Genomic DNA, 17,400 nt, shown 5'->3' with positions numbered 1-17,400 from the left:
GCCGGCCTCCCCTATCTCCACGCTCCTGCATCGAAAGGAAGTCTTTTGGACGAGAAGTCACACAAGAACACGCCGCTGATCGGTACCGACGTTGGAGGCACCATGCCGTCTCGCTCAGGCCTCGCTGAACTCCCGCTCGAAAGCCGACGTACCTTTGGGGTTGCGATGATCGGTTACGCCTTCATGGGCAAGGCGCACTCGAACGCGTGGCGGAACGTGGGCTGCTTCTTCGATGTTCCGGCATTCGAACAGAAGGTGCTCGTGGGCCGGGACGCGGGCGCCGTGGCCGAGGCCGCGGCCAGGTATGGCTGGGCGGAGTCGGCTACGGACTGGCAGACGGTGATCACCCGGGATGACATCGACATCGTGGATATCTGCGCGCCGGGCTGGATGCATGCCGAGATCGCCATCGCAGCGCTGGAGGCAGGCAAGCACGTGCTGGTGGAGAAGCCCCTGGCGAACACCCTGGCCGAGGCCGAACTCATGACCGCAGCGGCCGCCAAGGCCCGCGCCCGGGGAGTGCAGTCGATGATCGGCTTCAATTACCGGCGCGTCCCGGCCCTGGCCCTGGCCAGGGAACTGATCGCCGAGGGACGCCTGGGCACCGTCCGGCACGTCCGCGCAGCCTACCTCCAGGACTGGCTCGCCGACGCCCAGGCCCCCATGACCTGGCGGCTCCGGAAGAAAACCGCCGGGTCCGGCGCCCTGGGCGACATCGCCTCCCACGCCATCGACCAGATCCAGTTCCTTACCGGGGAAAGCATCCTTGAGGCCTCCGGGGTGTTGAAGACGTTCGTCACCCAGCGGCCGGGCCCGGACGGCCTGGAGGACGTCACCGTGGACGACGCCGCGTGGGCAACCTTCTGGCTTACTGGAAACATCGGCGCCTCCGTCGAAGCATCCCGTGTGGCGACGGGCCATAAGAACAGCCTCCAGATCGAGGTATACGGCACGAAAGGCGCCCTGACCTTCGACCTGGAAAACCTCAACGAACTTCGCTTCCTGGACGCAACAGCTCCGGTCCGTGAGCAGGGGTTCCGCCGGATCCTGGTCAACGAACCCGAGCACCCCTACCTGGAGGCGTGGTGGCCGCAAGGACATGTGATCGGCTGGGAACACACCTTCACCCACCAGGTCCGGGACTTCCTGGCCGCCATCGATGCCGGGACCCCGCCGTCGCCGTCGTTCGAAGAAGGACTGAACGTCCAATACGTCCTGGACGCCGTGGAGGAATCCGCGGCCAACAAAAGCACCCTCACCGTCGTGCGCCACTAGCCACCCGCCACCAACCAAGGAGCCCCACCATGCCCCGCCCCTTCACCTTGTTTACCGGCCAGTGGGCCGACCTGCCCTTCGAAGAAGTCGCGCGCCTGGCCTCCGGCTGGGGCTACGACGGCCTGGAAATCGCCGTCTCCGGGGACCACCTGGACGCCTGGCGCTGGGACGAACCCGGCTACATCGACTCCAAACTCGAGATCCTGGACAAGTACAACCTCAAGGTCTGGGCCATCTCCAACCACCTCAAGGGCCAGGCCGTCTGCGATGACCCCATCGACTTCCGCCACGAAGCCATCGTCGGGTCAAAGGTCTGGGGCGACGGCGACCCCGAAGGCGTCCGCCAACGCGCCGCCGAGGAAATGAAACACACCGCACGGCTCGCCAAAGCACTCGGCGTGGACACCGTCGTCGGCTTCACCGGCTCCGCCATCTGGCAATACGTCGCCATGTTCCCGCCCGTCCCCGAACAGGTCATCGACGCCGGCTACCAGGACTTCGCCGACCGCTGGAACCCTATCCTGGACGTCTTCGACGAACAAGGCGTCCGCTTCGCTCACGAAGTCCACCCCTCCGAAATCGCCTACGACTACTGGACCACGCACCGCACCCTCGAAGCCATCGGCCACCGCGAAGCCTTCGGCCTGAACTGGGACCCCTCCCACATGATGTGGCAAGGCATCGACCCCGTCTCCTTCATCTGGGACTTCAAAGACCGGATCTACCACGTGGACTGCAAAGACACCAAGATCCGCCAAACCGGCCGAAACACCGTCCTGGGCTCCCACCTGCCCTGGGGCGACCCCCGCCGCGGCTGGGACTTCGTCTCCGCCGGACGCGGCGACGTCCCCTGGGAAGCCTCCTTCCGCGCCCTCACCGCCATCGGCTACAACGGCCCCATCAGCATCGAATGGGAAGACGCCGGCATGGACCGACTCCACGGCGCCCCCGAAGCCCTCGCCAACCTCAAAAAATACGACTTCCCCTCCTCCCAAACCAGCTTCGACGCCGCCTTCAACAGCAACGGCTAACGGTTGCAGGAACTGCTGACGGCCGATGTAACAAGCGGTGTGGTCACCGACCCTGAAAGCACGCACGTCGCCGCTGCTCGTCCGGAAGCCCGTTTGCGATCGCTCCTGCCCGGGTTCGCTGCCACGCAAACGTCAGAACCGGAAGATTCATAAAACAGCTAACAGAGGAGCAAACATCGGCATGACCTCACTTTCGATGATGGGTATCGACATCGGCGGCACCGGCATCAAGGGCGGCGTCACTGACCTCACCACTGGCCGCCTTGAAGGAGACAGGGTCCATATCGCGACCCCAAGTCAACGCACTCCCCAGGCCGTCGCTGACGCTGTTGCAGAAGTAGTCCGGGAACTGGAGCAGCGAATGGAAGCGCAATCGGTGGGTGCACCGGTAGGGATTACTTACCCCGGGATCGTCCAGCATGGCGTTGCCCGCTCCGCTGCGAATCTGGACCCGTCGTGGGTTGGCTTCAATATTCAAGCCCTCTTCACAGACCGTTTTGATCGAAGTGTTGAGGTCATCAATGACGCGGACGCTGTTGGCTTGGCTGAGGTGAAATTTGGTGCTGGCAAAGGTGTGAATGGCAAAGTCCTGGCAATCACGCTGGGAACAGGGATCGGTTCGGCATTCGTATTCGATGGAAAACTGGTACCCAACTCTGAACTGGGCCACCTCGAGGTCGGCGGGATTGTCGCGGAAACCAAGGCATCGGCCGTCGCCCGCGAGAGATACAACCTGAACTGGGAGCAATACAGCGTGATCCTGCAGCGCTACTTCTCTCACATTGAATTCCTCTTCTCCCCCGACTTGTTCATAGTGGGCGGCGGGATCTCGGCTTGCGCCGATGAGTACCTTCCCAGGCTGAAACTGAATGCCCCGATCGTGCCGGCCAAACTAAGGAACGACGCGGGCATCATCGGCGCCGCCCTTCAGATAGCTGCTCTTCACCCGGATGCAATTGCCGAACCGCCATCAAGGTCCCCGTTGTAACGTGCAGGTTGAAGTACGCCCCAACCCAACACGGGGGCGGCCCGTTTTGGGCTCCGGAAATGGGGCAATCCAGCCGTGGCCGCTGAGAGGCTGGGCTCAGCCGACGCCCGTACCCAAGGACAATCTTTGTGCGTAATCTCCAAGCCGGGCGGGTCGACTTCTTTATGGACAGACCAGCACTGGAAAGACGTCGGGTAATGCATCCGAACAGCAGGCCAGCACAAGCACTTGGCATGGCTTACCTAGTCATTGGCGTGCCCGCCAATCCCGCCGCCTGGTGAACTTGAGTCCCTGGCGAAAGCGCCCAGGCAGAAGGCGCAGGGATCCCCGATGGCACAGGGCGCCGCGGTGACGGGCTTGGACGTCTATCCGGTCGTTGGCCTGGTGGGGCTTAGAAGGGGAGCGGTAGTTTGGCTGTGCGCCCGCCGTCGAGCGTGATGACTTCACCGGTCAGGAAACCCGAGCGGTGACTGGCCAGGAAAACTGCGAGTTCGCCGACGTCTCTGGGCTCGCCCAAGCGGCCCGCGGGGTGCAGCCGATGCAGCGCGTTGCGCGCGGCGGCGGGATCCGATTGGGACTGCAGGTAGTTTTCGCTCAGTTCCGAGGTGATCCATCCTGGTGCGATGGCGTTGCACCTGATGTTGTCCGGACCCAGGTCCACGGCGAGGGCCTTGGTCATGCCGTGGATGCCGGCTTTGGAGGCGGCGTATGCTGCGTGCTCTGGATTGGCGGCGAGACCTTCGATTGAGCCGATGTTGATGATGCTTCCGCCTCCCGCCTGTCGCATGAACGGCAGCACGGCCTGGGCAAGGAACAGTGGGGTCCGCAGATTCAGTGCCATCATCATGTCCCACTCCTCCGGCAGGATGTCGGAGACGCCGCGCTCGAACATGGTGCCGGCATTATTGACCAGGACGTTGAGGCCGCCGAAGCGGTCCACGGCTTGGTTGACGACGGAGGAAAGGATGCGTGTGTCCACCAGGTCCGCTTGGATGGCGAGTACTGAGGGATGGGCTTGGAGGTCAGGGTCGAGGGGCTTGCGCTGGACTACGGCCACCTGGGCCCCCTCTTGCAGGAAACAGTCTACGATTCCACGGCCGATCCCTTGACCGCCGCCGGTCACCAGAGCTGTCTTGCCCTCAAGCTCCATGTTTCTGCTCAATCTGTTTAGGTGGTCGGTCTGCTGCCAGCGAATCAGTCCGTTTCCGGGCTACTGCAAAAGAAGCAGCTTCCGGTATCGCACTCATCTGCATCTTGAGTGGCCTCGGCCAATGACTGAACGCGCTCACCCGCCGGCTCAGCGTAGAGCATGACGGACATGACTTACTCGCCGTACATCAGGTTGGTGAGGAACGCGTCAAGCTGGCGGCGGGGAAATGCTTCATCGCCGCTTGCGGTGAACGGACGTGCCTGGTCGAGGTAAAGCCCCTCCCACGGTGAGCACTTCAGCTCCCCTGCCTCGAAGGGGACAGCCTCGAAGGCCGTGACTTCCGCTGCGGGCGACGGTGCCTGGACGGAGGTCACATGGGCGTGTGACGGGGCTGCGTAACGGTGGCCGAAAGCGGCGAAAATAGCGCGGTGGCCGATGGAGATCGACATGATCAGTTTTCCTTCCTTGTGGCGGCTGCAGGACAACCCCGTCCCAGAGCTCGGCAGAACTTTTTGAACGTAGCGTTCGTAAATTGAACGTGACATTAGTGTGGCATACCTCACCCCAGCGGTGCAATGCAGTGCGGTAAAAGATTTTCTACTTCTCGCTGTCCCCTCGGGCCATTACGACAACCCTTGGCTTGTCGGCGCTGCAGACCAGCAGCCGGCCGCGCCCTCCCTCTTGGATGATCCAGAAAACACTTCGATCCAGGGCGAGCATGTCAATTTGCCCAACCGTACTCAGGCCATTCCTGGGAAGCACTTGCACCACATCCCCGCGGGACAACTTCGACCAGTCCGGGACCGGCGAGGGGAGCGGGGGTGTGCGACGGAGCCGTGGAGTACGGGAGTATCCGGGCATGTCTTGATTCCGTTCTGCTGGGAAGATTTCGGGCGCTCCGGCCTTGCAATGAAGGATAACGAGGGCCACAATGGAAATGTTCATCTGATGAACGTCACGTTCAAGTTATTACTCTAGGTTTGCTGCTGCAAGACCTTGCATCAACGGAGATGATGGCCATGAAACGAGGGGAAAAGCCCACTGCCGGCCTCCGCCACACCGCGCCGTCGCAGATCGTACCTGCGTCTGCCACGCCGCATTTTGTTCCCGTTCAGCCAGCCGGCTACGAGCGTTCTCTCTTTCCGGACGTGGCAGGATGACCAGACCCCATTGGCGTCGGCAGCAGAAGCAAAAGCCTCGCAGAGACCCCGCTGAAGTAATACGGGAACGCGATGCACGCAGGACGGCAGCTCTTGCTCAGTGCGTGAGGGAAATCAACAGCGACATGGAAGGACGCGGGCTGACACACAGCCTCGTGGCCGAGCGCGTGGGCATACCAGTCCAATACGTGCGCTGGAAGTATCCATCCCTCGAACATCTGCTGGCCATGGCGGATGCCCCACGCTGACCTGAGGGCAACAGCTTGGCGCCACTGAAGGACAGCCGCCCACACTTCCGTTCGAGACAGAGCCGCCCCGATGGTTGTCTGGCTCGCCCGCCATAGGCCACACCGCTAAGCTCCCTGTCCCCAAAGCAATCGCAGGTAAGCGCCGGTACGTTCCGCAGATTGCCCCCCACTACCCAGCCTGGCTTATCGCCAAGTGACACCAAAAGGAGCTTCAGTCAGGAGTCGCCCGGCTCGAAGCCCAGGAGCGCCTTCGCGATGTCCTTGCCCGCCATTCGAAGGTCATTGATCGTGTCCGGCAGGCTCTCCGAGTTCAGCCGTTGCTCTGGTCCGTTGACCGACACGATGCCAACCAGGGCGCCTGCCACGTCCCGGACCGGCACCGCCACAACGAAGAGTCCTTCTTCGAGTTCGTTGTTGAGCAGGGCGTATCCGTGTTCGCGAACCGTATGCAGTTCGTTGATGATCGCGTCCCGCTTGGTGATGGTGCTCGGCGTATAGGCTTCCAGTTTCTTGGGCAGCGCCTTGATAACTTCCTCGTCGGTCATCTCTGCAAGCAGGAGCTTGCCCGTTGCACTGGCGTGCACCGGGTAGGTTTCACCGACATACATGGTGACGTTCAGGTACCGGGAACCGGAGGCTTCAGCGATAACGTCATAGGCCAGTGCTTCACGCACCATGGCAAAGCTCAGGGTCTCCTTTAGCTTTGCCGCGTACTCCTCCAGGATGGGCTGCACCCTGGCCACGGCGCCAGTATAGGGGTCGGCCAGCCGGCCCAGCCGTGCCATCTCCCAGCCCAGTGTGTAGCGGTTGTCGACCCGGTCAACAAACCCCGTTTGCTCCAGGCTCAGCAACAGGCGGAATGCGGTGGGGCGCGTCATTCCGACAGCCTGGGCGAGTTCGGTGACAGTGATGCCTGCCCTATGCCGGCCGAGCTCACTGAGCAGGACGGTGGCCTTGATAACGGACTTGTTGGTGAGGTCTACTGCCTCGCCGGCCGCGACATCGTCACCGGCTGTTACCGCTTGTACGTCCACGCCTGTTTCCGTTGCCACATTAAACCCCGGTTCCGTTCATGTCTGCTCAAGGCAATGATGCCCCGACTGGCTGTCTCCACCATCCTATGCCTCCATAGAGCGAACGGGGCGTTCAGGAATCAGGCGACGTCACCCCGCTACAGCTGATTCGGAGGCCCGTGCCGCCAACCGGGCTGATGCTGCAACGGCCTCACGTGCGGCCACGGCCAGCAAACCGTTGTCCGACGCCGTGGGCATGAAGCGGAAGCCAAGTGTGATCATCTTTTCGGACAAAACCGGCTCCCCGGTGTAGATGCCGGGGACTACGCCCGCATCAATGCAGCGGCGGGCAACATCGGCGAGGATGCCGTCGGCGCCTTCGCCGGTGAGTTCCTCGAGCGTGATCCCCAGGCTGAGGGAGAGATCGTAGGGGCCAACAAAGACGGCGTCGGGTCCGGTGGACAGGATGGCGTCAAGGTTTGCCAGACCGGCGGCCGTTTCGATCATGAGGATGCACAGTGCATCGTCCTGCTGGTTTCCCGGGACCGGTTTGGGGTAGCGGGGACTGCGACGGGTGGGGCCGTAGCTGCGCTTTCCACGTGGAGCGAAGCGGGTGGCCGCTATCAGGGCCGCTGCCGTGGTTGCATCTTCCACGGTGGGAAAGATGATGCCGCCTGCGCCGGCATCGAGCACCCTGCCAACAGTGCCGGCCTCGTGCCCGGGTGCGCGGACGATCGACGGCACGCCAAACAGATGGGCAGCTTCGATCAGGGGCTGCAGTTCGGAGATTTCAGCACCGCCGTGCTGGCCATCGATACAGATCCAATCGAATCCTTCGGCGGCCAGGATGTCGACCGCTGCCGGGTCCCGAAAGCTGACCCAGGCGCCCGGGTGGGTGCCGCCGTCGTCGAGGTTCAGGCGGGGCGTGGGCAGGCTGGTGGAGTTGGCGCTTTCACCGTAGATCTTCATGGTGTCCCTTCGGCAGATTTCAATGATGTTGGGTGGCATTACTTGGACGCCTGGCCGGGGAGGTCCCGGCCAGGCGTCCATGGTGGTTGTTGAATGGTTAGTGCTGCAGGGCAGGCTTGCCCAGCGGCGCGGAGGTGTCGCTCAGGCTCAGGCCCTTGGTTTCCGGTGCAAGGTACTGCGAGATCACTGCACCCAGCACGCAGATGCCTGCGGCGATCAGCATCGTGGTTCCGACGCCCAGGCCATCGACGGACAGGGGAAGGATGAACGTTCCCGCCGCTGCGCCGATCCGTGAGAAGGCGGTGGCGAAGCCGACGCCGGCGCCGCGGATTTCGGTCGGAAAGACCTCGCCGGGATAGACGCCGGTCAGGGCCGTTGAGACGGCGTTGAAAAACGAGAAGATGATGAAGCTGATCAGGATGATCATCGGCGACATGTGGGAGAACAGGCCGATGACAACCAGGGCGGCGGCGGCAATCCACATCGGCGGGATGGACAGTTTGCGGCGTCCCACTTTTTCAATCAGGAACATCGCGGCCAGGGAACCGGCCACCACGACGCCGTTGAGCACCAGCGCTCCTGCCAGGCCGTCTTCGACCCCCAGGCTTTCCAAAACGATGGGCGCGAAGGTGGCGATGGCGAAGTAAGGGGTGACATTACAGACCCAGTACATGCAGACGAAGATCGTGGAGTTTCGGTACTGCGGGGAGAAGAGCTTGCCGAAATTCGGCTTCTCGGACTTCTCGTGCTCCAGATCCTTGACGTCCGCGTCCTCCATGAACTGGTGGGCGATGGCAAACGCTTCCTCACGACGCCCCTTGCTGAGGAGCCAGCGCGGGGATTCAGGTGATCCCAACCGGAGCAGGAACACAATGAGCGACGGCACGGTGCTCATGCCCAGGATGATGCGCCAGTCGGCGTGGATTGATGTGGACATGTAGTAGCCCACAGCGTAGGACAGCAGGTACCCCACGTACCAGGCAACCTCCTGGAATGCCATGAGTTTGCCGCGCAACCTGGCTGGTGAGAATTCGACAAGAAGCGGCCAGCCGATGGCATAGTCCGCCCCGATTGCCATGCCCATGAGCAGGCGGATGACAAAGAGCTGCCAGGCGTCCGCAACAAAGAACTGGGCGGCGGAACCGACCAGGAAGATCGCGAGGTCGACAATGAACATCGGCTTGCGGCCGACCTTGTCCGCGAGGTAACCGCCGATGGGGCCGCCAAAGAAGATGCCAATCAGGGCAGAGGCCCCAATAAGCCCCTGCATGGTAGCGGACAGGCTCAGGTCAGCCGTCAAAGCGGGCATGACCAGACCGATGCCGCCCAGGATGAAGCCGTCAATAAACATACCGCCGGCGATCACGCCGCTGAGCTTGATCAGGAACTTCTTTTTTTGCGGGTCCTGGGGCGCCAGGGACTGCACGGGCAGCCGGCGGGAAGGTGTTACAGATGAATTCACGATGGACTTCCTTGTAGATCGTGCTGCTGGGGAGGGATGCAGGCGCCGGTGGAATCAGCGCGAAGAGGAGATTTCGGCCGAAACATTGACCGGGGGCCGTTCATTTCTCGAACGTCGTGATCAAAAATATGGCATGGGCCACACTGGCTGTCAAGAGTTACACCGCAACAAGTCCCTGCGCTCCCGCCGGACGCGGTCGCGCCGGCGGCGACACCTCCGCTATCACGGTCACCTCTTGACAGTGAGTTGGCTTACATTCTAGATTGAACGCAATGTTCACAAATTGAACGCTCACCATTCCAGTAACGGCTTTGTCCGGCACGAGTCCAAGGAAGCACCGCTGCCATGAAAAACGAACCTCTCAGCCTTTTCGCTTTTGACGTCTTCGCCCCGTCTCACCTGACTTCCGGGTCGTGGCGGAACGATGCGGACCAGGGCTACCGCTACACCGACCTGCAGTACTGGACGGGCATCGCGCAGATGCTGGAAAAGGCCGGCTTCGACGGGATCTTTTTCGCCGACAACGTCGGCTACCACGACGTTTACCGCGGAAACGGCGACGCCGCCCTCCGCGACGCCGCACAGTTTCCCATCAACGACCCCACCGTGCTCATCAGCGGCATGGCCGCCGTCACCAGGCACCTGACCTTCGGGGTCACCGTCTCGGCAACGTATGAGCCGCCTTACCTGCTGGCCCGCAAGTTCAGCTCACTGGACCACCTCACCTCAGGCCGGGTCGGCTGGAACATCGTCACCTCCTACTCCGAGGCCGCCGCCCGCAACCTCGGCAAGCAGCAGCAGCTCACCCCCGCCGAGCGTTACGACATGGCCGACGAGTACATGGACGTGGTGTATAAGCTCTGGGAAAGCTCCTTCGAAGAGGACGCCGTGGTCCGCGACGCCGAATCCGCGACATACATCGACCCGGCAAAGGTGCACCCCATCGAACACGCAGGCGAGCACTTCACGGTGCCCGGTTTCCACCTGTGCGAGCCTTCCCCACAACGCACCCCGGTACTGTTCCAGGCCGGTTCCTCCGCCAGGGGCATGGAGTTCGGCGGGAAGCACGCCGAGGCCGTCTTCATCCAGAGCACATCCGTGGAGGGTGCCAAGCGCAGCGTTGCCAAGCTCCGCCAGGCCGTCTCCGACGCCGGCCGCGACCCACGCGACGTCAAGATCGTCATCCTGCTCACCGTGGTGGTGGCGCCCACGGACGAGGAAGCCCAGGCCAAATACAATGCGGCCGTGGAGAACGCACCCATCGACGCCGTCCTGGCCCGCTTCAGCGGCTGGACCGGCATCGACATGGCCGAATACGAACTGGACACTCCCCTGCGCTCTGTCGGTACCAAGGCAGGGCAGTCCATGGTGGACATGTTCTCCAAGGCCGACCCCGACCGCGACTGGACCCCCCGCCAGATCGCCGAGTTCCTCGCCGTTGGCGGCACCGGATCCACGATCATCGGCTCCCCGGAAACCGTCGCCGCGGAACTGCGCCGCTGGCGCGACGAGGCAGACATCGACGGCCTCAACCTCAGCTACATCACCAAGCCCGGCGGCTGGGAGGAATTCATCGAACTCGCCCTGCCGGAACTGCGCGCCCAAGGCATCATCGCCCCGGCCCGCGCCGAGGACCAGGAACCCGTCACCCTCCGCGAGAAACTCTTCGGCCAGAAATACACGCTGGACGGCCACCCAGCCACGGCCCAGCGCGCCAAGCACCTCAGTGACGCCGCACGCTAATCCCGCACCACGGAATTAACAACGAAGGACCTTTCCATGACTGAACAAACTGACGTCGTCGTCATCGGGGCCGGTCTCGCCGGCCTCATCACCGCCCGTGAGCTTAGCAACCGCGGTCACAAGGTGGTTGTATTGGAAGCCCGGGACCGCCTGGGCGGCCGCTTGTGGACTGAAGACCGCCTGGGCCAGAAACTGGAACTCGGCGGAAACTGGCTGCACTGGACCCAGCCCCATGTCTGGGCAGAGGTCACCCGCTACGGGCTCGAGGTCTCACGCGGCCCGCGCTCGGAAGAAACCTACTGGCTCGCCGGCGACGAGGTGCGCCGCGGCAACTTGGACGACTTCATGAAGCTGATCGACCCAGGCATGACGCGGTTGCTCGAAGACACCGTGAAGTGGCTGCCCCGTCCCGATGCACCGCTTACCAACCCTGGCCTGACAGAAGTTGACCAGTACAACCTGCAGGAAATGCTGGACAAACTGGACCTCTCCGAGGACGAGCGCAACGCCAACGAAGCCGCCTGGGTAGGCCACTTCAACGCACCTCTGAACCAGTGCGCCTACGTCAACGCGCTGCGCTGGAATGCCGGGTCTTCCGGGCACTGGCACCTGATGCACGAGGCCTCGGCGATCTACCGGCTCAAGGACGGCAACGACACCCTGGTGAACGCGATTGCCGGCGACACGGATGCGGAGATCCGCCTGAGTGCCCCCGTCAACGCAGTGCGCCATACCAGTGACGGAGCCACGGTCTTCTACGCCGACGGGCAGGAGATCGAGGCCAAGAAGGTGGTCATCACCCTGCCGCAGAACGTGCTGCACAAGCTCGATGTCCAGCCCGCCCTGTCCGAAGGCAAGCTCGCACCCAGCCGGGAAAAAACCGCATCCCAGGGCGTCAAAGCGTGGATCCGGGTCAAGGGTCCCATCAAGCCCTTCTTCGCCTACTCCGCCCAGGACAAACCGCTCTCCGTGATCCGGACCGAATTCGTCGGCAAGGACGACGCCGTGCTGGTGGGCTTCGGTGCCGACGCCAACCGCATTGATGTCACCGACATCGACCAGGTCCAGCAAGCGATCAAGGTATGGCGGGACGACCTGGAAGTCCTCGAGGTCACGGGTCACAAGTGGGGCGAAGACCCCTACGCCGAAGAGACGTGGCTGGTCCAGCGTCCCGGCCAGCTCACCAAGTACCACGCCGCACAGCAGGCCAGCGAAGGCGCCCTGCACTTCGCCAGCGGCGACATCGCCAACATCTGGGCCGGATTCTTCGACGGCGCCATCGAAAGCGGACTGCGCGCGGGCCGCACTGTCCACGCAGAACTGAAGGAGGATCAACCATGACCGCCACCGCCATTGCCCCCGGGACCATCGACTCCGACCGCTACCGGGCCGTCATGCGGCACCTGCCCACCGGCGTCGCAGCCATCTGCTCCACAGATCCGGTGACCGGCACCCAGAACGGCATGATCGTGGGAACCTTCGCGTCCCTGTCGATGGAGCCGGCGCTGGTGACCTTCAGCGTGATGCACTCCTCCACCAGCTGGCCAAAGATCTCCCAGGCCGGGATCTTCAGCGTCAGCCTGCTCGCCGAGGACCAGCAACAGGTCTGCCGGGCACTGTCCGCCAAAGGCGAGGACAAGCTCAGCTCCGTTGCGTGGTCCGAGTCGGACTGGGGCACCCCGCACCTCCACGGCTCCCTTGCCTGGTTCGACTGCCGGATTGAACAGCAGTTCACCGCCGGTGACCACCTCGTCGTCATCGCCAGCGTGCTGGACATGACACCCGCTGAGCAGGCCTCCGCCCCGCTCATCTTCCACGGCGGCCGCTTCGGAAGCTTCCGCGAAGCCGCCTCCTAATCCGCACTGCCTGGCCGCATCTACCTTCTTCAAGGAAACCCTGACATGGATATCACCCCAGCCGCTGAAAAAACTCCCGACAGCGACATCACCCCGGCCCTCTACCGCCAGATCCTGGGCAAACTGCCCACCGGCGTCACAGCCATTACCGGCATCAATGACGACGACGAAAAGCTCGGCCTCGTCGTGGGCACTTTCCAATCCCTCTCACTCGAACCGGCCCTGGTCATGTTCTGCGTGGACAAGTCCTCCTCAAGCTGGCCGAAACTGCGCAAACTGCAAAAGTTCACCGCCAACATCCTCTCCGACGACCAGATCAGCATCTGCCGGTCACTGTCGAAGAAAGGACCGCAGAAGTTCGAGGGCCTCCCCTGCACCCCCGGCCCCCTCGGAACCCCCCACCTCGACGGCGCCACCGCCTACATCGACTGCATGGTCACCGCAGAAGTCGTCGTGGGAGACCACTACATGGTCGTCGGGGCGGTCACCAACATGACTGAAGGAAACGGTGACGCACTTCTGTTCCGTGGTGGCAAGTTCGGACAGTACCTCCCCATCGAAATCCCGGCGCCCGAAAGCGCAGCACCGGCCGCACCGCAATCAGTACCAGCAAGGAGCGCATCATGACCCGCAGCGAAGCCATCCTCAAAGCCTGGAACGGCGCTTGGGGGGACGGTGATCTCGCAGCATTCGAAAACCTGCTGGCACCGGACTATGTCCGGCGGTCCAAATCGGGAAGCGAAGACTACGCGAGCCTTAGGAAGACCATCGAAGCCATGCACACCGCGTTCCCCGATTCCAGCACCGAAATCCTGGACATCGTGGAGGACGGCACCAAGGTGGCAGTCCATTGGAAAACGACAGGCACCCACCAAGGCGAGTTCATGGACGTCCCCGCCACCGGCCGCAGCGTCAACGTGACCGGCGCATCGTTCCTGCGCTTCGAAAATGACAAGCTCGCCGAGGAATGGGTCATTTGGGACCCCCGCGAACTGCTCTCAGCACTCGGAATCTGGCACCTAGGGCCAGGCAACGCCTAGCCAGAAACCCCGACCCACTTTCTACTGCCTCGGAAGGCACCCCATGACACTTCACGGACACTCCCTGATTGCCGGAGAAACCACCGCCGGAACCACCGGAACCACGAACGGGATCAACCCGGCCACCAACGAAGCACTGGAACCCACGTACACGCTGATCAGCGAAGACCAGCTGCGGGCTGCAACCGAAGCCGCCGCTGACGCCTTCGATTCCTTCAGCGCACTAGACCCCGGACAACACGCACGCTTCCTGGACACCATCGCCGACAACATCGAAGCCATCGGTGACGAACTCATCGAACGGGCCTCCACCGAAACCGGCCTTGGCCTGGACCGTTTATGCGGCGAACGGGCGCGTACTGTTGGCCAGCTGCGACTGTTCGCCGACGTGGTGCGCCAGGGTGACTTCCGCGGCGTGCGCATCGACCCGGCCATCCCCGACCGGGCACCCCTGCCCAGGGCCGACATCCGGCAGCGCCAGATCCCCCTTGGGCCGGTTGCCGTGTTCGGAGCCAGCAACTTCCCCCTGGCGTTCTCCGTTGCCGGCGGTGACACCGCCTCCGCGTTCGCCGCAGGCTGCCCCGTGATCGTCAAGGCCCACAACGCCCACCCCGGCACCGCCGAACTCGTCGGCCAGGCCATCGTCAAGGCCGTCACGGACCTGGGCCTGCACCCAGGCGTGTTCTCCCTGGTCTACGGCTCCGGGGCGAGCATCGGCCAGGCCCTGGTGGCAGACCCGAACATCAAAGCAGTTGGCTTCACCGGCTCCCGCGAAGGCGGCACGGCCCTCATGCGCACCGCGGCTGCACGGTCTGAGCCCATTCCCGTCTATGCCGAAATGTCCTCAATCAACCCGGTCTATGTGTTCCCGGGCGCCCTGGATGGCGATGCAGAGACCCTGGCGAAGCAGTACGTCACCTCCGTGACCGGCAGCTCGGGGCAGCTGTGCACCTCCCCCGGCCTGGCCTTCGTCCCCGCGGGCGACGCCGGCGACCGGTTCGCTGCCGCCGTCACAAAGGAAATCGCTGCACTCTCCGGGCAGACCATGCTCAGTGGCGGCATCGCCTCCGCGTGGCAGCACGGCCACGATGCACTCGACGCCGAGACCGACGTCGAGCTTCTCGGCCGGGGCCAGAAAGGCCCCGGCGAGAACGCACCGGCACCGGCCGTGTTCAGCGCCGAACTTAGCGTCTTCACCACAAACCCGGTACTGCACGAGGAAATATTCGGGGCTGCGTCCCTGGTGGTCCGCTATAAGGGCATCGATGACCTGGTCGAAGCAACCAACAAGCTCGACGGCCAGCTCACCGCGTCGCTGCACATCACCGAGGACGACTACGCCGCTGCCGCGCCGCTCATACCCGCCCTTGAGCGAAAAGTGGGCCGGATCATCATCAACGGCTGGCCCACAGGCGTCGAAGTCGGCCACGCCATGGTCCACGGCGGCCCCTACCCCGCCACATCCGACTCCAAAACGACGTCCGTTGGCACCCTGGCAATCGAACGGTTCCTCCGCCCCGTGGCCTACCAGAACTTTCCGGAGCAACTGCGCCCCGCACCGCTCCAGGACGCGAACCCCTGGCACGTCAACCGCCTCATCGACGGGCAACCCGAACAGCGCTAGGCCCCGCCGCGCCCCATCTTCCGGCCCCGGGCACGCCTCCCGCAACGAGTCGCCCGGGGCCGGAACCCCAACACACAGAACTGAGGAACCATGTCCACCATCACACTCGACGATGTCGCCGATACGCTCCGCACCGCACGGCTTCAGGGACAGCCCGTACCGGCTCCGACCGAGACCTGGCCCGGCCTGGACGCGGACGCCGCATTCCAGGTCCAGAAGATCAACGTCGAACACGCATTGGACGGCGGCGACCGGCTAGTCGGCTACAAGCTCGGCAACATCGCAAAGGTCATGCAGGACGCCTTCGGCCTGGACCAGCCGGACTACGGCCACCTGCTCGCCAGCCTCTTCGCCTTCGAGGGCACAACCTTCAAACGCGACAACTTCATTGCACCCTATGTGGAACTCGAACCGGCGTTCGTGCTCCGCTCCCGCCTGGGCGGCCGGAACACCACCATCGCGGACGTCATCAACGCCATCGATTACGCGCTGCCCGCCATCGAAATCATCGACTCGCGTGTGCAGAATTGGGCCATCGGCCTGCCGGACACCCTCGCCGACAACGGCTCCACCGGCGCCGTCATCCTCGGCGGCACCCCCCGGAAGGTCACCGACCTGAACCTGCGCGACACCCGCGGTGTCCTGACCTTCAACCACCGCGAAATCATTTCCGGCACCACCGGAAACATCCTCGGCAACCCCCTTGCCGCCGTCGCCTGGCTGGTCAACCGCCTCGCCGACTACGACGTGGAGTTCGAAGCAGGCCAGGTCATCCTTCCCGGCAGCTGCCTCCAGGCCGTTCCGATGAACGAAGCCGGCCGCTGGTCCGGGACCTTCGACGGCTGGGGCACCGTGGAATTCGACGTTTCGGCCTGATCATGCGCCTGGCCAACATTTCCGGACGCCTCCACCTGGTGACGCCCGATGACCACGTCATCGATGTGGCGATGGAAACGGGCGGACATTTCAGTCCACGGATCCAGGACTGCTACGAACGCTGGTCAGAACTCCGCAGTGTCGCCTACACGCTGGAGCAATGGCGCGGGACACCGCTGGCCGAGGTTCCGCCGTCCTCCTTCGGAAACCCCGCGCCGCAGCCCCGGCAGGTCTTCGCGATCGGGCTGAACTACGCAGCCCACGCCGCGGAAGCTTCGCTGGCCGTACCCGATGACCTCACGGTGTTCACCAAGTTCGTCACCGCCCTGACCGGTCCACACGGAACCATCTCCCTGCCGCCCGGCACCGTTGACTGGGAAGTGGAACTCGTCGTGGTGATGGGCCGCGGCGGGACGGGCATTCCTGCCGAAGAGGCGTGGAAGTACGTGGCAGGCGTCTCCGTGGGCCAGGACCTCTCAGAGCGGACTCTGCAGTCATCCGGGCCCGCGCCCCAGTACAGCCTGGCGAAGTCGTTTCCCGGGTTTGGACCCATTGGGCCGCTGCTGGTGACCCCCGACGAGTTTGAGGACCCGGACCGGATTGAACTGGGTTGTTCCATCAACGGCGAAGAAATCCAAAAGGGGAGCACATCGGACATGGTGTTCCCGGTGCCCGAGATCATCGCCCGCCTTTCACAGGTAACGCCCTTGCTGCCCGGTGATGTAATTTTCACCGGCACGCCAGCCGGCGTGGGCGTTGGTCGTACCCCACAGCGCTTCCTCAAACCGGGGGACGAGCTGCTCAGCTGGGTGCAGGGTGTGGGCAAAATGCGCCACCTGATGCAATAACGGGGCAAAAACAGTAAGCGTGAATATGTCAACGTGATTCACGGCCATCATGACGGCTTGATTGAGGACCACCGTCTGGAGCAATGACGAGGCTCGGACGGGCGAATAGGGACCGTT

At 63.4% G+C, this 17,400-nt stretch carries 15 protein-coding genes and 1 pseudogene; 11 read left to right on the top strand and 5 right to left on the bottom strand.

What is annotated here, in order from left to right; genetic code table 11:
* The first annotated feature begins 102 nt into the window (after positions 1-102).
* The 3 genes from FB478_RS01055 (at position 103) to ppgK (ending at position 3,294) form a co-directional block, all read left to right on the top strand.
* Positions 103-1,275 (top strand): Gfo/Idh/MocA family protein, encoded by a 1,173-nt coding sequence (locus FB478_RS01055; RefSeq protein WP_056394027.1) that lies wholly within the window; start codon positions 103-105, stop codon positions 1,273-1,275.
* Between the two features lie 29 nt (positions 1,276-1,304).
* Positions 1,305-2,306 carry a sugar phosphate isomerase/epimerase gene (locus FB478_RS01050; protein WP_144599660.1) on the top strand — a complete coding sequence of 334 codons (1,002 nt, stop codon included), beginning with the start codon at positions 1,305-1,307 and terminating at the stop codon, positions 2,304-2,306.
* Positions 2,307-2,487: 181 nt separating this feature from the next.
* Positions 2,488-3,294, top strand: coding sequence for a polyphosphate--glucose phosphotransferase (gene ppgK, locus FB478_RS01045; protein WP_056393948.1), 807 nt, complete (start codon positions 2,488-2,490; stop codon positions 3,292-3,294).
* Positions 3,295-3,685: 391 nt separating this feature from the next.
* On the opposite strand, the gene FB478_RS01040 is transcribed toward ppgK, so the two are convergent.
* From FB478_RS01040 to FB478_RS01015, 5 genes are all read right to left on the bottom strand, one after another.
* Complete coding sequence (locus FB478_RS01040; protein ID WP_056393946.1) at positions 3,686-4,444, bottom strand: SDR family NAD(P)-dependent oxidoreductase; 759 nt, start codon at positions 4,442-4,444, stop codon at positions 3,686-3,688.
* A 173-nt stretch (positions 4,445-4,617) separates the two neighbouring features.
* Positions 4,618-4,893 (bottom strand): hypothetical protein, encoded by a 276-nt coding sequence (locus FB478_RS01035; protein ID WP_056393943.1) that lies wholly within the window; start codon positions 4,891-4,893, stop codon positions 4,618-4,620.
* A 1,174-nt stretch (positions 4,894-6,067) separates the two neighbouring features.
* The gene (locus FB478_RS01025; protein ID WP_056394025.1) at positions 6,068-6,886 is read right to left on the bottom strand and encodes an IclR family transcriptional regulator; all 819 of its coding nucleotides are present in this window, start codon (positions 6,884-6,886) and stop codon (positions 6,068-6,070) included.
* Positions 6,887-7,015: 129 nt separating this feature from the next.
* Entirely contained in the window at positions 7,016-7,873 is an 858-nt protein-coding gene (locus tag FB478_RS01020; RefSeq protein WP_056393941.1) for an HpcH/HpaI aldolase/citrate lyase family protein, read from the bottom strand.
* Between the two features lie 58 nt (positions 7,874-7,931).
* Positions 7,932-9,296 (bottom strand): MFS transporter, encoded by a 1,365-nt coding sequence (locus FB478_RS01015; protein WP_235509896.1) that lies wholly within the window; start codon positions 9,294-9,296, stop codon positions 7,932-7,934.
* A gap of 345 nt (positions 9,297-9,641) precedes the next feature.
* On the opposite strand from FB478_RS01015, the gene FB478_RS01010 reads away from it, so the two are divergent.
* From FB478_RS01010 to FB478_RS00975, 8 genes and pseudogenes are all read left to right on the top strand, one after another.
* A complete protein-coding gene (locus FB478_RS01010; RefSeq protein WP_056393938.1) occupies positions 9,642-11,039 on the top strand; it encodes an LLM class flavin-dependent oxidoreductase in 1,398 nt (465 codons plus the stop codon).
* 27 nt (positions 11,040-11,066) lie between these two features.
* A pseudogene (locus FB478_RS01005) lies at positions 11,067-12,380 on the top strand (flavin monoamine oxidase family protein); the annotation flags it as partial.
* Positions 12,377-12,895 (top strand): flavin reductase family protein, encoded by a 519-nt coding sequence (locus FB478_RS01000; protein WP_056393934.1) that lies wholly within the window; start codon positions 12,377-12,379, stop codon positions 12,893-12,895. The pseudogene FB478_RS01005 and the gene FB478_RS01000, both read left to right, overlap by 4 nt.
* Positions 12,896-12,940: 45 nt before the next feature.
* The gene (locus FB478_RS00995; protein WP_056393932.1) at positions 12,941-13,522 is read left to right on the top strand and encodes a flavin reductase family protein; all 582 of its coding nucleotides are present in this window, start codon (positions 12,941-12,943) and stop codon (positions 13,520-13,522) included.
* A complete protein-coding gene (locus tag FB478_RS00990) occupies positions 13,519-13,935 on the top strand; it encodes an ester cyclase (protein ID WP_056393931.1) in 417 nt (138 codons plus the stop codon). The genes FB478_RS00995 and FB478_RS00990 overlap by 4 nt, the downstream gene beginning before the upstream one ends.
* A 43-nt stretch (positions 13,936-13,978) precedes the next feature.
* Complete coding sequence (locus FB478_RS00985; RefSeq protein ID WP_056393929.1) at positions 13,979-15,559, top strand: aldehyde dehydrogenase (NADP(+)); 1,581 nt, start codon at positions 13,979-13,981, stop codon at positions 15,557-15,559.
* 90 nt (positions 15,560-15,649) lie between these two features.
* Positions 15,650-16,435 (top strand): 2-keto-4-pentenoate hydratase, encoded by a 786-nt coding sequence (locus FB478_RS00980; RefSeq protein ID WP_056393927.1) that lies wholly within the window; start codon positions 15,650-15,652, stop codon positions 16,433-16,435.
* A 2-nt stretch (positions 16,436-16,437) separates the two neighbouring features.
* Positions 16,438-17,283: a fumarylacetoacetate hydrolase family protein gene (locus FB478_RS00975; protein WP_056393925.1), complete on the top strand. Its 846-nt coding sequence runs from the start codon at positions 16,438-16,440 to the stop codon at positions 17,281-17,283.
* Positions 17,284-17,400: the final 117 nt, after the last annotated feature.

Source organism: Arthrobacter sp. AG367, assembly GCF_007828995.1.
In the GTDB taxonomy this organism is placed as follows: Bacteria; Actinomycetota; Actinomycetes; order Actinomycetales; family Micrococcaceae; genus Arthrobacter.
Note: the sequence above shows the minus strand (reverse complement) of the source record. Positions and strands in the feature narration are given on the sequence as shown.

Bases quoted from the DNA above. Each gene is read 5' to 3' on its own strand.
- FB478_RS00985 (WP_056393929.1), top strand. From the start codon at position 13,979: ATGACACTTCACGGACACTCCCTGATTGCCGGAGAAACCACCGCCGGA.
- FB478_RS01035 (WP_056393943.1), bottom strand. From the start codon at position 4,893: ATGTCGATCTCCATCGGCCACCGCGCTATTTTCGCCGCTTTCGGCCAC.
- FB478_RS01020 (WP_056393941.1), bottom strand. From the start codon at position 7,873: ATGCCACCCAACATCATTGAAATCTGCCGAAGGGACACCATGAAGATC.
- ppgK (WP_056393948.1), top strand. From the start codon at position 2,488: ATGACCTCACTTTCGATGATGGGTATCGACATCGGCGGCACCGGCATC.
- FB478_RS01010 (WP_056393938.1), top strand. From the start codon at position 9,642: ATGAAAAACGAACCTCTCAGCCTTTTCGCTTTTGACGTCTTCGCCCCG.
- FB478_RS00975 (WP_056393925.1), top strand. From the start codon at position 16,438: ATGCGCCTGGCCAACATTTCCGGACGCCTCCACCTGGTGACGCCCGAT.
- FB478_RS01000 (WP_056393934.1), top strand. From the start codon at position 12,377: ATGACCGCCACCGCCATTGCCCCCGGGACCATCGACTCCGACCGCTAC.
- FB478_RS01055 (WP_056394027.1), top strand. From the start codon at position 103: ATGCCGTCTCGCTCAGGCCTCGCTGAACTCCCGCTCGAAAGCCGACGT.
- FB478_RS00980 (WP_056393927.1), top strand. From the start codon at position 15,650: ATGTCCACCATCACACTCGACGATGTCGCCGATACGCTCCGCACCGCA.
- FB478_RS00995 (WP_056393932.1), top strand. From the start codon at position 12,941: ATGGATATCACCCCAGCCGCTGAAAAAACTCCCGACAGCGACATCACC.
- FB478_RS01050 (WP_144599660.1), top strand. From the start codon at position 1,305: ATGCCCCGCCCCTTCACCTTGTTTACCGGCCAGTGGGCCGACCTGCCC.
- FB478_RS00990 (WP_056393931.1), top strand. From the start codon at position 13,519: ATGACCCGCAGCGAAGCCATCCTCAAAGCCTGGAACGGCGCTTGGGGG.
- FB478_RS01040 (WP_056393946.1), bottom strand. From the start codon at position 4,444: ATGGAGCTTGAGGGCAAGACAGCTCTGGTGACCGGCGGCGGTCAAGGG.